Origin of the sequence: Streptomyces sp. NPDC091387, from assembly GCF_044756945.1 — a bacterium.
Lineage (GTDB): Bacteria > Actinomycetota > Actinomycetes > Streptomycetales > Streptomycetaceae > Streptomyces.
In genome coordinates, this window is sequence record NZ_JBIVTZ010000033.1 from 22,848 (window position 1) to 36,619 (window position 13,772).

The window sequence follows — 13,772 nt, forward strand, 5'->3', positions numbered from 1 at the left end:
TGACAAGTGACTCCACCTCCCAGACGCACGTTGCTCAGACGCTCCATATCCGCCTCTCTCTCGCTGGCACTCGCCGCGTTCGGCACCGCCGCCGCCGTGGTCCTGTCCAGCGCCCCGGCCGCCCAGGCGGCGGGGGTACCCGCCCCCTCCCCCGTGGCGGTTCCCGGTCGCGGTGCGACCGTTCCGTTCAAGGAGCAGGAAGCCGAGTACGCGGCCACCAACGGCACGCTGATCGGCCCGAACCGGCTGTACGGCACGCTGCCCTCCGAGGCCTCCGGCCGGCAGGCCGTGACGCTGGACGGCGTCGGCGAGTACGTGGAGTTCACGCTCACCGCACCGGCCAACGCGATGTCCTTCCGGTACTCGCTGCCGGACAGCGCCGCCGGATCGGGCCGGGACGCCTCGATCAACGTGCTGGTGAACGGCGGATCGCCGAAGGCGGTTCCGGTCACCTCGAAGTACGGCTGGTACTACGGCGGTTACCCCTTCAACAACAACCCGGGCGACACCAACCCGCACCACTTCTACGACGAGGCCCGGACCATGTTCGGGTCGACCCTCGCGGCCGGTACGAAGGTCCGGCTGCAGGTCTCCTCCACCTCCGCTTCACCGTCGTTCACCATCGACCTGGCGGACTTCGAGCAGGTGGCCGCGCCGATCGCCAAGCCCTCGGGCGCACTTGACGTCGTCTCCGACTTCGGCGCCGACCCGACCGGGGCCGCGGACTCGACCGCCAGGATCCAGGCGGCCGTGGACGCGGGCAAGGCGCAGGGCAAGGAGGTCTACATCCCGCAGGGCACCTTCCAGGTCCGCGACCACATCGTCGTGGACAAGGTGACGCTGCGCGGTGCGGGCCCCTGGTACTCCGTCCTGACCGGACGCGATCCCTCCAACCGGAGCAAGGCCGTCGGCGTCTACGGCAAGTACGCCAAGGACGGCGGGAGCAGCAACGTCACGCTCAAGGACTTCGCCATCATCGGCGACATCCAGGAGCGGGTGGACGACGACCAGGTCAACGCCATCGGCGGTGCGCTGTCGAACTCCACCGTCGACAACATCTGGATGCAGCACACCAAGTGCGGTGCCTGGATGGACGGTCCGATGGACAACCTCACCATCAAGAACAGCCGCATCCTGGACCAGACCGCCGACGGCGTGAACTTCCACTACGGCGTCACCAACTCCACCGTCACCAACACCTTCGTCCGCAACTCCGGTGACGACGGTCTGGCGATGTGGGCGGAGAACGTCCCGAACGTGAAGAACAAGTTCACGTTCAACACCGTGGTCCTGCCGATCCTCGCCAACAACATCGTGACGTACGGCGGCAAGGACATCACGATCTCCGACAACGTCATGTCGGACACCATCAGCAACGGCGGCGGGCTGCACATCGCCAACCGCTATCCCGGGGTCAACTCCGGTCAGGGCACCGCGGTCTCGGGCACCACCACGGCGGCCCGCAACACCCTGATCCGCACCGGGAACAACGACTACAACTGGCAGTTCGGCGTCGGCGCGATCTGGTTCAGCGGGCTCAACGAGCCGATCAACGCCACCATCAACATCACCGACACGGAGATACTCGACAGCTCCTACGCCGCGATCCATCTCATCGAGGGCGCGACGAACGGGCTGCACTTCAACAACATCAAGATCGACGGCGCCGGTACCTACGCGCTCCAGATCCAGTCGCCGGGCACGGCCACCTTCACCAACGTCGTGGCCACCCACATCGCGCAGTCCAACCCGATCCACAACTGCGTCGGCAGCGGCTTCCAGATCACCCGGGGCGCCGGCAACTCCGGCTGGTACTCCGACCCGCCCGCCTGCACCGGCAACTGGCCGGCCCCGGTGTGGACCAACGGCGGTGTGCCGCAGGGCGGCAGTGGTCCGACCGACCCGCCCACGGACCCGCCGACCAATCCCCCCACCGACCCGCCGGCCGACACGGGCAACCTCGCCCAGGGTCGTCCGGTGGCCGAGTCGAGCCACGCGGACGTGTACGGCGCGTCCAACGCGGTGGACGGAAACGCGAACACCTACTGGGAGAGCGCCAACCACGCCTTCCCGCAGACGATCACCGTCGATCTCGGCGCGGCCAAGGCCGTCAAGCGAGTGGTCCTGAAGCTGCCGCCGGCAGCCGCCTGGTCCACCCGCACGCAGACCCTGAGCGTGTCGGGCAGCACCGACAACAACACGTTCAACTCACTGAAGGCATCGGCGGGTTACACCTTCGATCCGTCGAGCGGCAACAAGGCGACCGTCACTCTGCCCGGCACGTCCGCCCGCTATCTGCGGCTGACGTTCACCGGCAACACCGAGTGGCCGGCGGCGCAGCTCTCCGAACTGGAGGCGTACACCAGCTGACCCCGACGCGACCGGTCGCCGGACGGACGCGCTGAGCGTGTCCGTCCGGCGGCCGGTCCCCGGCGCTTCCGCTACTTCAGCGGGTAGGACTTCGCGGCCGCTGCCGCCTTTGCGGGACTGACCACCTTCAGGCCGCCGGGGGCCTTGGCGTCCGGCTTCATGATCACGCTCTCCCGGGTGGAGGGCGCCGCCGGGTCGGAGAAGTCGTGCGACATCCCGAAGTCGCTCCCGAAGTCCGTGATGGTCAGCAGCGCCTTGTCGATGCCCGCACGGGTGAGGTCCTTCGCGGCGCAGGCCTTCTTGATGGCCTCGCCGTACAGCGTCGCCGCCGTGTATCCCGCGATGACGCCGTTGTCGAGGCCGTCCTTCGGGTACTCGGCGCCGTACTCCTTGGACAGCTTGGCCGGGCCCGCGCCCGGGTCGCCGATCGGCAGAGTGGAGGCGGCGACGTAGTAGTCCTTGAGCAGGGCCGGGCCCGCCTGCGTCTTCAGCAACTGGGGCGCGAAGGCGGAGTTGTTGCCGACGACGGGGACCTTGAAGCCGGTGGCGGCGGCGACGCCGACCAGGGAGGCCGCCTGGCGCGGGCCCGCGCTGACCACGACGGCCTTGACCCCCGCCTGCTTGAGCGCCGCGACCTGGGCGGTCATGTCGTTGTCGGTGGGCTTGATCTTCTGCTGGACGACGGTGAGCCCCGCCTCCTTCGCCGCGTACTCCGAACCGGCCAGGGCGTTCTCGCCGTAGTCGCCCTCGAAGTAGACATGTCCAATGCTGTCACCCTTGGCGATGCGCTTCCCGGCGAGCAGGTAGTCGATCGCGTTGATGGTCTCGACGTCGTAGGTGGCACCGATGACGCGGATGTACTTGCTGCCGAGCAGGTTCGCCGACCAGGCCTGCGGCAGGACGAGTCCCTTGTCCTTGCCGTCGATCCGCTGCTCGACCGCCGCGACGAACGGCGAGCCGATGAACTGGACGAAGCCCAGCACCTTCGGTTCCAGCTCCGTGTAGCCGGCGATGGCCTTCTGGGGGTCGTAGCCGTGGTCGCGGACGGTCAGCGCGATCTTCCGGTCGCAGATGCCGCCCGCCGCGTTGGTCTGCTTGACCCACAGCTGCTGGGCCTGGGTGACGCTCTTGCCGAGGGAGGCGTAGACCCCGGTCATGTCGGTGAGGGCGCCGAGGGAGATCACCGAGTCGGTGACGCCCTCGCCGGTCTTCACCCCGCCCTTGTCCTGGGCGCCGCCCCCGTCGGAGGTGTTCGCCTTCTCGCTGCAGCCCACGAGGGTGAGGGCGAGGGCCGCGCACACGGCCCCGAGCACACGCAGTTTCATTTCTTCTCCCCTGAGTTCTTCGAACGGGTCGGGCCGCCGGGCAGGAGCCGTGTCAGGCCGCCGGGCAGGAACAGGACAGCCGCGACGACCGCGGCGCCGTACAGGTAGCGCGAGGCCTCGCCCGGTGCCAGTCCGCCCGTACCGGGGGCGGAGACCAGGGGCAGGGAATCGCTGTAGTGGGTGAGCACCTGCGGCAGCAGCGAGACGAAGGCGGCCCCCACGACCGCCCCCGCCACGGTGCCGAGCCCGCCGATGACGATCATGGCGAGGTATTCGAGGGACAGGACCATGCCGAAGTACTCGGGCACGGTCCGCTGGAAGACCAGCGCGAGCAGTACGCCCGCGAGTCCGGCGTACATCGAGGACAGGACGAAGACACCGGCCCGGTAGCGGGCCACCGGCACTCCCATCACGCCGGCCGCGATGCGGTGGTCGCGGATGGCGTTCAGTGCCCGTCCCGGCCTGCCGCGCAGCACACCGCGGGCGAAGAGCCCGCTGAGGAGCAGGGCGAGCAGCGCCGCGTACCAGAGCTTCTCCGCGGACTGGAAGGGCACCGCGGCCACCACGACCTCGGTGTCGTCGAAGTCGAGGCCGAACAGCGAGAGGGGCGGGACGGCACGGCCGTTGAAACCGCCGGTGAGGGAGCCCGCGTTGAACAGCACGTGCTGGCCGATGAAGATCAGCGCCAGGGTGGCGATGCCGAGATAGGCGCCGCGCAGCCGGCCGGCGATGGGGCTGAACAGCCCGCCCGCGACCCCGGCCAGGAGGACGGCGAGCACGGCGGCGAGCCAGCTGGGCAGGCCGAGTCCGGTGAGCCGGTGCCCGTTGTCCGTACTGCTCTCCCCGGCCAGGACGCAGTAGCCGTACGCGCCCACCGCGAGGAAGAAGGCGTGTCCCATGGAGAGCTGGCCGGTGGCGCCGGTGAGCAGGTTGAGTCCGATGGCACCGATCGCGGCGGCCATCGCGAAGAGCCCGGCCTGCAGCCAGAAGCGGTCGAGGTAGAACGGGAACGCGAGCAGGAGCACCGAGCCGAGGGCCCAGAGCCAGGTCCGGGGCCGGCGCAGCCGCGCGCCGAGGCCGGTGCCCGGTGCACGGGTCGCGGTCCCCGCCGGGCCCGGGGTGGTCGTGGTCTCAGACACGGGCGAGCTCCTTCGTACCGAAGAGTCCGGCGGGCCTTAGGAGCAGCACGATCACCATCACCAGGTAGGGGGCGAGATCTCCGATGCCGCGGCCCAGGAAGGACAGGTCGCTCTGGTAGCCGGTGGCGAGGGATTCGGTGACGCCGACGATCAGCCCGCCCGCCAGGGCCCCGGTCGTGGAGTCGAGTCCGCCGAGGATCGCGGCGGGGAAGGCCTTGAGGGCGGCCAGTGAGGTGGCCCGTTCCAGGCCGGGGGTGGGGAACACCGTGAGGAAGAGGGCGGCGACGGCGGCGAGTGCTCCGGCGACCGCCCAGGCGGCGAGCGAGACCCGGCCGAGCTTGATCCCCATCAGGGCCGCGGTCTGCGGGTTCTCGGCGGCGGCCCGCATCGACACCCCCCAGGAGGTGAAGCGGAAGGCGAGCAGGAACACGGTGATGAGCAGGGCGGCGGCGACGAAGGCCGCGACCCTGGTCTGGGCGAGGGTGACATCGCCGACGGTGATGACCCGGTCGCCCCAGGGGTCTCCGAGCGAGAGCACCTCCGTGCCCATGCGGCGGGTGAGTTCGGTGGTGAGGAGGATGTCGACGCCGATGGTGACGATGGCCAGGACGCTGTGGTCGCTGCCCCGGTAGCGGCGCATCACCAGGAACTCGACGGCCGCTCCGACGACGGCCGCGCCCGCGACGCCGACGGCGAGCGCGGGCCAGAAGCCGATGTCGTCGTGGAGCACGGCGGTGACGTAGCCGCCCGCGAGCAGCAGCGAGGCGTGGGCGAAGTTGACGACCTCGGTGGCCTTGAAGATGACGACGAAGCCGAGCGCGATCAGCGCGTAGACCGAGCCGATGGAGAGTCCGCCGAGGAGGAGTTCGATGAAGGTGGTCATTCCGGTGCCCCCAAGTAGGCCTGGACGACGGCCGGATCGTTCTGGACCTCGGCGGGGGTGCCGTCCGCGATCCTGCGTCCGAAGTCGAGTACTGTCACGGCGTCCGCGAGCCGCATCACCACGCCCATGTCGTGTTCGACGAGGACGATCGAGATGCCGAGGCTGTCGCGGACCCCGGCCACGACTGCCGCGGTGCGCCGCCGTTCGTCGGCGGTCATTCCGGCTACGGGCTCGTCCAGGAGCAGGACCCGTGGCTCCATGCACAGGGCGCGGCCGAGCTCGACGAGCTTCTGCTGCCCGTACGGGAGCGCCCCGGCGGGCCGTTCCAACTCCTTCTCCAGTCCGATGAACCCGGCGATCTCGCGGACCCGTTCGAGGTGGCGCCGGGCCTCGCGGGCGGCGGCCGGGAGGCGCAGTCCGCTCGCGAGGAACCCGGCGCGGGTGAGCCGGTGCCGGCCGAGCAGCAGGCTGTCCGCGACGGTGGCGTGCGGGGGCAGTGCGAGGTTCTGGAAGGTCCGGGCGACGCCGAGGGCGGCGATCCTGTGCGGGGCGAGTCCGGTGAGTTCCGCCGTTCCGAGGCGGACGCTTCCGGCGGCGGCCCGGTACACCCCGGAGAGCACGTTGAAGCAGGTGGACTTCCCGGCCCCGTTGGGGCCGATGACGGCGTGGACGCTGCCGGGCTCCACGGTGAAGGAGACGCCGTCCAGGGCGGTGAGTCCGGCGAAGCGGACGGTGATGTCGCGGACGGCGAGTGCGGCGGGGGCGGTCGTGAGCGGGGCGGCCTGTCCGGCGGTCCTCATGCGGACCACCTGCTCAGGGTGCGTGCGGAACCGGCCGCCCGGTCCGCGTCCGCGGCGGCCGTCTCGTCGACGACGCCCAGATAGCGCCGGCGCACCTCGTCGGACGCGGCGAGTTCGTCGGCCGGTCCCTCCAGGGTGACCTCACCGACCTCCAGCACGTACGCCGTCGAGGCGAGCCGCAGGGCGATGGCCGCGTTCTGCTCGACGAGCAGGACGGAGGTGCCCGCCGCGTTGATCTCCCGTACCGTCTCGGCGATCCGTGCCGCCATCAGCGGGGCGAGGCCGAGGGACGGTTCGTCGAGCAGCAGCAGCCGGGGCCGGGCCATCAGGGCGCGCCCCATGGCCAGCATCTGCTGCTCGCCGCCGGAGAGCAGCCCGGCGCGCTGGTGGGCGCGCCGGCCCAGGACCGGGAACAGTTCGTGTACGCGGGTCAGGGCGGCGGCCGACGCCTTGCGGCCGCCGCGGGCCCCGAGGGCGCCCGCCCGCAGGTTGTCGGCCACCGTCATCCGGGCGAACACCTGTCGTCCCTCGGGGACCTGGACCACTCCGGCTGCCACCACCTGGGCGGGGCGCAGCCCGTCCAGCCGGTGCCCGTCGAAGCGGACGGTGCCCGTGCCCGTACCGCGGTGGAAGCCGAGGGTCCGCGAGACGGCCCGCAGCAGCGTGGTCTTGCCGGCCCCGTTGCCGCCGAGTACGGCGGTGATCGCGCCCGCCGGCACATCGAGGGAGACGTCGCGCAGGGAGCGTACGGGGCCGTAGCCCACGGACAGTCCGCGGATCTCCAGCGTTGCCATGCGTCCTCCTCCTTCCGCCTTGTCGTCGAACCGGTCCGGCGCGGTTCGCCGGCCCGGCCGGCACTGTGGCCCGGCCGCTGTCTCCGGCCGTGTCACCACGTGCGCCGTGGGGCCACAGACCAGCAGCGGGCGGGCCGCCCGTCCACGGAACCCGGCGCAGACGCTGCGGATGACCAGTGCGGGAGACCGGTGGTTGTGCACGCGCACAGAGGCGGGCCGCCCGCTGTCGCCTGTCGTCCGGGCCGCTGGCATCCTCACGTCGGCGGCCCGGCGACCGGGCGGGGAAGCGGTCCGCGGCGGGGTGCGGAGGACGGAGCGGACATGAGGCAACGCGGGGAGGAGCGGGGGTGGGCGCTGCTCGACGCGCTGCTGGACGGCGAGACCGGGCCGGGCCTCACCTCGCTGGCCGCCGCGGTGCTGGGGCTGCCGGAGGCGGGCCGGTACGCGGTGGCCGTGCTGCCGCCGGCTCGGGAGCGTCCCGGCCCCGCGCACCTGACGGCGGGCGCGCACCCGCTCCGGTTCCTCTGGCGGGCCCGGCCGGACCGGGAGATCGCGGTGGTCACGCTCGGCGGGGCGGATCCGGCCGCGGTCGCCGCGTTTCTGGCGGACCGGTGTCCGGGCCCCGGCGGCGTCAGCCCGGCCGTGGCGGGCCTGGCGGGCCTGGGCACGGCGCGCCGGCTGGCCGACGCGGCGCTGCTGACGTGCGGCCCCGGCGGGCAGGACGTCGTCTGCCTGGACGGCAGGGTCCCCGCGGCCCTGGTGGCCGGCCGGACCGCGGTGTCGGCCTACCTGGCAGCGGAGGTCTTCGGGCGCCTGCTGGCCCGTGGCCCGGCGGACCGGGACCTGCTGGTGTCGACGCTGGACGCGTGGCTGGAGTGCGGAGGGTCGGCGGCGCGGGCCGCGGACCGGCTGGGCTGCCACCGGAACACCGTGCTGAACCGGCTGCGGCGGCTGGAGGGGCTCACGTCACGGTCGTTGTCGCGGCCGCGGGAGCTGGTGGAGGTGGTGCTCGCGCTGGACGCGGTGCGGTTGCTTCCGGGTCGAGCGGCGGCGGGGTCGTGATCCGCTGCCGCGCACCCCGGGCCTCAGTCGCCGGCGAGGCTGACAGGTATGTCGGACCCCGCCGGCGGCTGAGGCGCGGGAGGTCAGCGCAGGAAGTCCCTCGCGATGGACTCCGCCGCCCGCTCCAGCAGCGGCCCCGCCTCGGCCATGCACACCGCCGGGTCCGGCTCCAGCTCGGTGAGCGCGTACGCGCGGCGGATCCCGGCCCGGCCGAGCGCCTCGGGCGCCAGTGCGAGGCGGCCGCAGACCGCGACGACCTCGATGCCCGCCGCACGGGCCGCCGCGGCGACGCCCGCCGGGGCCTTGCCGTGCAGGGTCTGCTCGTCGAGCGAGCCCTCACCGGTGATCACCAGCGTGGCGCGGGCCAGCGCGGGAGCGAAGCCGAGCACGTCGAGCATCACGTCGATCCCCGGCCGGAACCGCGCACCGAGCGCGACCAGCGCCCCGTACCCGATGCCGCCCGCCGCCCCGGCCCCGGGCAGTTCCGCGTGGTCCGGCCCCAGCACCGAGGCGTAGTGGGCGAGCGCCGCGTCGAGGACCGCGATGTCCTCCTCGGTCGCGCCCTTCTGACGCCCGTACACCTCCGGCGCGCCCTTCGGCCCGGTCAGCGGGTTGTCGACATCGCTCGCGAGGATCAGGTCGATCCCGGCGAGCCTCGGGTCGAGCCCGGACAGATCGGCCGTGGCGAGGTCGGCGAGCCCGCCGCCGCCGGGGCCCACGGGCTTGCCGTCCGCGTCCAGGAAGCGTGCGCCGAGCGCGGCCAGCATGCCCGCTCCGCCGTCCGTGGTCGCACTGCCGCCGACCCCGAACACCAGGGTCCGGGCGCCCGCTTCGAGCGCGGCGAGCAGCAGTTCGCCCGAGCCGTACGTGGTCGCGGTGAGCGGCGCGAACACGCCCTCCGGCAGGTGCTGGAGGCCCGAGGCCTCGGCCATCTCCACCACCGCTGTGGTGTCGCGCAGGGCGTACGCCGCCGTCACCGGCTCCCCGAGCGGCCCGGTCACCCGCGCCTCACGGCGCTCGAACCCGGCGGCCACCGCCGCCGCCACCGTGCCGTCGCCGCCGTCCGCGACGGGCAGGGTCTCGACCCGCACCTCGGGGGCGATGCGCCGCAGCCCGGCCGTGACGCGCTCCGCGACCTGTACGGCCGTGAGCGAGCCCTTGAACTTGTCCGCCGCGACGAGCACGCGTGCGGTCTCCATCACTGCTCCGTCCGTCACCTTGATTCCCTTGCTTTCGAACAGGCAGTCGCGCCGCCCCGACCCTATCCGGACCACCCGCTCCCTGCCCATGGGTGTCCGTGCCCTGGACCCGCGGCGCCCGGCAGGCTCTAGGCTGCTCGCGTGACCACCGATGACTACGCCACGTATATCGACGGACTCCCCAAGGTGCTCGCGGGCGCGGCCTGCATCTTCCGCGACGCGGAGGGACGGCTGTTGCTCGTCGAGCCGAACTACCGGGACGGCTGGACCCTGCCCGGTGGCACGATCGAGTCGGCCGAGGGCGAGACACCCCGGCAGGCGGCCCGGCGCGAGTCGGCCGAGGAGATCGGTCTCGACCTGGAGCCGGGCCGGCTGCTCGCGGTCGACTGGGCGCGCGGCACCACGCGGCCACCGATCGTCGCCTACGTCTACGACGGCGGCGTGCTCGACGAGCAGCAGCTGAACGCGGTGCGCATCCAGGAGGAAGAGCTGCTGTCGTGGAAGCTGGTCGGCCGGGCGGAGCTCGGCAGCCATCTGCCCGTCGGGCTCGGGCTGCGGGTGAAGGCGGCGCTGGACGTCCTGGACTCGGGCGCGGGCACGGCGGAGCTGGAGGACGGGCTGCCGGTCACCTGACCGATCCGAACGGGACCCCTCAGTCCTCAGCCAGCTCCTGCCGCACCCGGCGGGAGGGACGGAACTCGTACAGGTCCAGGATTCCCGGCGGGTCCACGAGTCCCGGGCCGCCCGCCGCCACCCAGCCGGCGATGTCGGCGACCGCCTCGGTGTCGTTCACCAGGCCGAGCCAGACCGGCCGGCCACCGGCGCGGCGGCCGTCGGCGGACGGCTGGACGACCACGACGTCGGCCTGGTCGCAGGCGTCCAGACAGTCCACGACCCGCACCCTCGCGATCCCGTCGAGCGAGCCGCGCACCGCGGCGAGCAGCCCCGCGTGGTCCACGCCCTCGATCTTCGGGGTGCCGCAGCAGCAGCCGCGGCAGACGCTGACGGTGGGCCGGGACGGGGTGGGGGCCCTGCGGTCGCGGCGGCTCATGCGGGCAGACTCCGGATCGGGACGTGGATGATCACCGTGGGACTGTACCGGGGCCCGCTGTCGGCTCGAACAGGTGAACTCCCCCGCTGCCGGGTGCGGTAATGTTGATGGCTGCGAAGGGGAGTAGCCCTGCAAACCGGTCGTCGACACACTGGAACCCCCGGGTTCCCGGTGGCCGGGTTCGTGCAACGTCACGGGCGGGCGAGACCTTCGGTCAGGTATGACACATCCGCGTCCCGCGGGTGCCGCCGTCATGCCGGGCCGAGTGGTCCTCCGAAAAAGCCCGAGTGGCACTTCGCGGAAGGCCCCGGGGCCCGGCTCTTACAGAAAGCCACCCGGAATGCATCTCGACCCCCTGGCGATCCTCACCGCTTTCGGGCTGATCTTCCTCGCGGAGCTCCCCGACAAGACGATGTTCGCGTCGCTGGCCATGGGCACGCGCATGCGCCCGCTCTACGTCTGGTTCGGTACGTCGTCCGCGTTCATCGTCCATGTCGCCATCGCGGTCGGAGCGGGCGGCCTCCTCGGACTGCTGCCCGACTGGATCGTCAAGCTCGTCTCGGCGTCCCTCTTCGCGTTCGGGGCGTTCATGCTGCTGCGCGCCGGCGGGGGCGACGACGATGACGAGGACGCCCCGAAGACCGTGACCGGCTTCTGGCCGGTGTACTCGACCGCGTTCATGGCGGTGTTCATCAGCGAATGGGGCGACCTCACCCAGATCACCACGGCCAACCTGGCCGCGAGCAACGGCGCCTGGTCCACCGCGATCGGGTCCGCGGCGGCCCTGATGTCCGTATCGGCGCTGGCGCTGCTCGCCGGGCGCTTCATCGCCAAGCGCGTCCCCCTCAAGACGGTCCAGCGGATCGGCGGCCTGTGCATGCTCGGCCTGGCGATCTGGACGGTCATCGAGATCTTCACCGGCTGACGCGAGGAGCCCCGGCCCGGGGCTCCGGTGCGGGCCCGTCCACCGATCGTGGGCGGGCCCGCCGTCGCATGCTCTAGAAGAGCGCCTGGACCGTGTCCCGCGTACCGTTCTCGAAGGCCAGCAGCCGCTGCTTGCGGTCGAGTCCGCCGCCGTATCCGGTGAGACTCCCCGACGCTCCGATCACCCGGTGGCAGGGCACGATGACGCCGACCGGATTCTTGCCGTTGGCCAGCCCGACGGCACGCGAGGCCCCGGGCTTGCCGAGGATCTCGGCCAGTTCGCCGTACGAACGCGTCTCACCGTACGGAATCCGCTGGAGCTCCGCCCAGACGGTGCGCTGGAACGGGGTTCCGTCCAGGGCCAACGGGAGGTCGAACTCCCTCAGTTCACCGGCGAAGTAGGCGTCCAGCTGCCGGATCGCCTCGCCGAAGGGGCCGGGATCGGGCTCGCCGAAGGTCTCCTCGGGCGGACGGTGCCGCTGAGCGGTCATGTAGAGCCCGGCGAGGACCCCGTCGGTGGCGACGAGGGTCAGCGGGCCGTACGGGCTGTCGGTCACGGTGTGCCGCCGGGACGCGACGGCGGTGGTGGTGCGTGCTGCGGTCACGAGGAACTTCTTTGTGCGGGAAGGTGGTTGATGGGGTGGTCGTCGACGGTCCACAGATACTGGACGGCGTACGCCCGCCAGGGCCGCCAGGCCGCCGCCCGGGTGGTGAGTGCGGCCGGTGTCGAGGGGAGGCCGAGTTCTCCCGCGGCCCGCCGGATGCCGAGATCCGTCGGCAGGAAGGCGTCCGGATCGCCGAGTGCCCGCATGGCGATGACCTCGACCGTCCACGGCCCGAAGCCGGGCAGCGCGGACAGTTCGGCGCGCGCCTTCTCCCAGTCGGTGTCGGTGCCGAGCCGCAGCGAACCGTCCGCCAGCGCCCCGACGAGTGTGGTGAGCGTCCGGCGGCGGCTGCGCGGCAGGGCCAGCTGCTCGGGATCGAGGCCGGCCAGCGCCCCGGACGCCGGGAAGAGGTGGGTGAGACCGCCCTCCTGGTCGTCGACGGGCGTGCCGTGGGCGGTCACCAGCCGGGCCGCGTGGGTCCGGGCCGCGGCGGTCGACACCTGCTGGCCGAGCACGGCCCGGACGGCGAACTCCGCACCGTCGACCGTTCTCGGCACCCGGCGCCCCGGCGCCTTGTCGACCAGCGGGGCGAGCAGCGGATCGGCGCGCAGCTGTTCGTCGACCGCGACCGGGTCCGCGTCGAGGTCCAGCAGCCAGCGGCAGCGGCTGATGGCCAGGGTGAGATCGCGCGGGTCGGTGAGCGAGAGCCGGCAGGCGATGTGGTCGGGGTGCGGGGCGAGGGCGACGATGCCGTGCCCGTGCGGGAGGTCGAGGGTGCGGCGGTAGGCGCCGTCGCGCCACTCCTCCACGCCGGGGACGGCCGTCGCGGCGAGGTGTCCGAAGAGGTTGCTGGGATTGAGCGGTGCGCGGTACGGCAGCCGCAGCGCTATCACGCCCGGCGTGGACGGGGGTTTCACCGACCGGGCCGCCCGGCCGCGCAGCTCGCCCGGGGCGAGTGCGAAGACTTCACGGACGGTGTCGTTGAAGGTGCGGATCGAGGCGAACCCGGCCGCGAACGCCACCTCGGCCATGGGCAGCCCCGTGGTCTCGATGAGCACCCGCGCGGTCTGCGCCCGCTGTGCCCTGGCCAGCGCCAGCGGCCCCGCGCCCAGCTCCGCGAGGAGCTGCCGCTCGATCTGCCGGGCGGAGTACCCGAGCCGGGTGGCGAGGCCGGGTACCCCTTCCCGGTCGACGACCCCGTCCCGGATGAGCCGCATCGCACGGGCGACGGAGTCGGCGCGGGCGTTCCACTCGGGCGATCCCGGGCTGGTGTCGGGCCGGCACCGCTTGCAGGCCCGGAATCCGGCCTGCTGGCAGGCGGCGGAGCTGGGGTAGAAGGTCATGTTCTCGACCTTGGGCGGCACGACGGGGCAGCTCGGCCGGCAGTAGATCCCGGTGGTCAGGACCGCGGTGAAGAACCAGCCGTCGAAGCGGGAGTCCTTGGACTGGACAGCTCGCACGCAGCGCTCGGTGTCGGTGTGCATGGTTCAAGCATGGGGCACCCGTCCTGGCCACGGCTGGCGAGAATCCGACATCAGCCCTGAGCTGCCCGCACCCCTGCGGTCCACGCCTCCTCTCGCCCCGTTCCGCACTTCGAACGAGAATGGGACGGGGCCGCTG

The 13,772-nt window shown here is 72.3% G+C and carries 13 protein-coding genes; 4 read left to right on the forward strand and 9 right to left on the reverse strand.

Annotation, left to right across the window (positions count from 1 at the left end; genetic code table 11):
- Positions 1-6: 6 nt before the first annotated feature.
- Positions 7-2,370, forward strand: coding sequence for a discoidin domain-containing protein (locus ACIQM0_RS37970; protein WP_401295516.1), 2,364 nt, complete (start codon positions 7-9; stop codon positions 2,368-2,370).
- A gap of 71 nt (positions 2,371-2,441) precedes the next feature.
- On the opposite strand, the gene ACIQM0_RS37975 is transcribed toward ACIQM0_RS37970, so the two are convergent.
- Genes ACIQM0_RS37975 through ACIQM0_RS37995 form a run of 5 tightly spaced genes read right to left on the reverse strand, consistent with a single transcriptional unit; the run spans position 2,442 to position 7,311 of the window.
- Positions 2,442-3,695: an ABC transporter substrate-binding protein gene (locus tag ACIQM0_RS37975; RefSeq protein WP_401295518.1), complete on the reverse strand. Its 1,254-nt coding sequence runs from the start codon at positions 3,693-3,695 to the stop codon at positions 2,442-2,444.
- A complete protein-coding gene (locus ACIQM0_RS37980) occupies positions 3,692-4,834 on the reverse strand; it encodes a branched-chain amino acid ABC transporter permease (protein ID WP_401295520.1) in 1,143 nt (380 codons plus the stop codon). Before ACIQM0_RS37980 ends, ACIQM0_RS37975 begins: the two co-directional genes overlap by 4 nt.
- Entirely contained in the window at positions 4,827-5,717 is an 891-nt protein-coding gene (locus ACIQM0_RS37985) for a branched-chain amino acid ABC transporter permease (protein ID WP_385039509.1), read from the reverse strand. The genes ACIQM0_RS37980 and ACIQM0_RS37985 overlap by 8 nt, the downstream gene beginning before the upstream one ends.
- Entirely contained in the window at positions 5,714-6,517 is an 804-nt protein-coding gene (locus ACIQM0_RS37990) for an ABC transporter ATP-binding protein (RefSeq protein ID WP_363020756.1), read from the reverse strand. The genes ACIQM0_RS37985 and ACIQM0_RS37990 overlap by 4 nt, the downstream gene beginning before the upstream one ends.
- A complete protein-coding gene (locus ACIQM0_RS37995) occupies positions 6,514-7,311 on the reverse strand; it encodes an ABC transporter ATP-binding protein (RefSeq protein WP_363020757.1) in 798 nt (265 codons plus the stop codon). The genes ACIQM0_RS37990 and ACIQM0_RS37995 overlap by 4 nt, the downstream gene beginning before the upstream one ends.
- Before the next feature lie 321 nt (positions 7,312-7,632).
- On the opposite strand from ACIQM0_RS37995, the gene ACIQM0_RS38000 reads away from it, so the two are divergent.
- Complete coding sequence (locus ACIQM0_RS38000) at positions 7,633-8,373, forward strand: PucR family transcriptional regulator (RefSeq protein WP_401295523.1); 741 nt, start codon at positions 7,633-7,635, stop codon at positions 8,371-8,373.
- A gap of 83 nt (positions 8,374-8,456) precedes the next feature.
- Here ACIQM0_RS38000 and ACIQM0_RS38005 read toward each other — a convergent pair whose 3' ends face one another.
- Positions 8,457-9,572: a glycerate kinase gene (locus ACIQM0_RS38005; protein ID WP_401295525.1), complete on the reverse strand. Its 1,116-nt coding sequence runs from the start codon at positions 9,570-9,572 to the stop codon at positions 8,457-8,459.
- 141 nt (positions 9,573-9,713) lie between these two features.
- Between ACIQM0_RS38005 and ACIQM0_RS38010 the strand changes: the two genes are divergently transcribed.
- Positions 9,714-10,205 (forward strand): NUDIX domain-containing protein, encoded by a 492-nt coding sequence (locus ACIQM0_RS38010; protein ID WP_401295527.1) that lies wholly within the window; start codon positions 9,714-9,716, stop codon positions 10,203-10,205.
- A 19-nt stretch (positions 10,206-10,224) separates the two neighbouring features.
- On the opposite strand, the gene ACIQM0_RS38015 is transcribed toward ACIQM0_RS38010, so the two are convergent.
- Positions 10,225-10,623: a (2Fe-2S) ferredoxin domain-containing protein gene (locus tag ACIQM0_RS38015; protein WP_401295529.1), complete on the reverse strand. Its 399-nt coding sequence runs from the start codon at positions 10,621-10,623 to the stop codon at positions 10,225-10,227.
- 340 nt (positions 10,624-10,963) lie between these two features.
- Between ACIQM0_RS38015 and ACIQM0_RS38020 the strand changes: the two genes are divergently transcribed.
- Entirely contained in the window at positions 10,964-11,548 is a 585-nt protein-coding gene (locus ACIQM0_RS38020; protein WP_363020762.1) for a TMEM165/GDT1 family protein, read from the forward strand.
- Between the two features lie 73 nt (positions 11,549-11,621).
- On the opposite strand, the gene ACIQM0_RS38025 is transcribed toward ACIQM0_RS38020, so the two are convergent.
- A complete protein-coding gene (locus ACIQM0_RS38025; protein WP_401295531.1) occupies positions 11,622-12,152 on the reverse strand; it encodes a methylated-DNA--[protein]-cysteine S-methyltransferase in 531 nt (176 codons plus the stop codon).
- Positions 12,149-13,636 carry an AlkA N-terminal domain-containing protein gene (locus ACIQM0_RS38030; protein ID WP_401295533.1) on the reverse strand — a complete coding sequence of 496 codons (1,488 nt, stop codon included), beginning with the start codon at positions 13,634-13,636 and terminating at the stop codon, positions 12,149-12,151. Before ACIQM0_RS38030 ends, ACIQM0_RS38025 begins: the two co-directional genes overlap by 4 nt.
- Positions 13,637-13,772 lie beyond the last annotated feature (136 nt).

Excerpts from the sequence above, each read along its gene's own strand:
- ACIQM0_RS37985 (WP_385039509.1), bottom strand. The coding sequence starts at position 5,717 with ATGACCACCTTCATCGAACTCCTCCTCGGCGGACTCTCCATCGGCTCG.
- ACIQM0_RS38020 (WP_363020762.1), top strand. The coding sequence starts at position 10,964 with ATGCATCTCGACCCCCTGGCGATCCTCACCGCTTTCGGGCTGATCTTC.
- ACIQM0_RS38030 (WP_401295533.1), bottom strand. The coding sequence starts at position 13,636 with ATGCACACCGACACCGAGCGCTGCGTGCGAGCTGTCCAGTCCAAGGAC.
- ACIQM0_RS38000 (WP_401295523.1), top strand. The coding sequence starts at position 7,633 with ATGAGGCAACGCGGGGAGGAGCGGGGGTGGGCGCTGCTCGACGCGCTG.
- ACIQM0_RS37990 (WP_363020756.1), bottom strand. The coding sequence starts at position 6,517 with ATGAGGACCGCCGGACAGGCCGCCCCGCTCACGACCGCCCCCGCCGCA.
- ACIQM0_RS38015 (WP_401295529.1), bottom strand. The coding sequence starts at position 10,623 with ATGAGCCGCCGCGACCGCAGGGCCCCCACCCCGTCCCGGCCCACCGTC.
- ACIQM0_RS38005 (WP_401295525.1), bottom strand. The coding sequence starts at position 9,572 with ATGGAGACCGCACGCGTGCTCGTCGCGGCGGACAAGTTCAAGGGCTCG.
- ACIQM0_RS37975 (WP_401295518.1), bottom strand. The coding sequence starts at position 3,695 with ATGAAACTGCGTGTGCTCGGGGCCGTGTGCGCGGCCCTCGCCCTCACC.
- ACIQM0_RS37995 (WP_363020757.1), bottom strand. The coding sequence starts at position 7,311 with ATGGCAACGCTGGAGATCCGCGGACTGTCCGTGGGCTACGGCCCCGTA.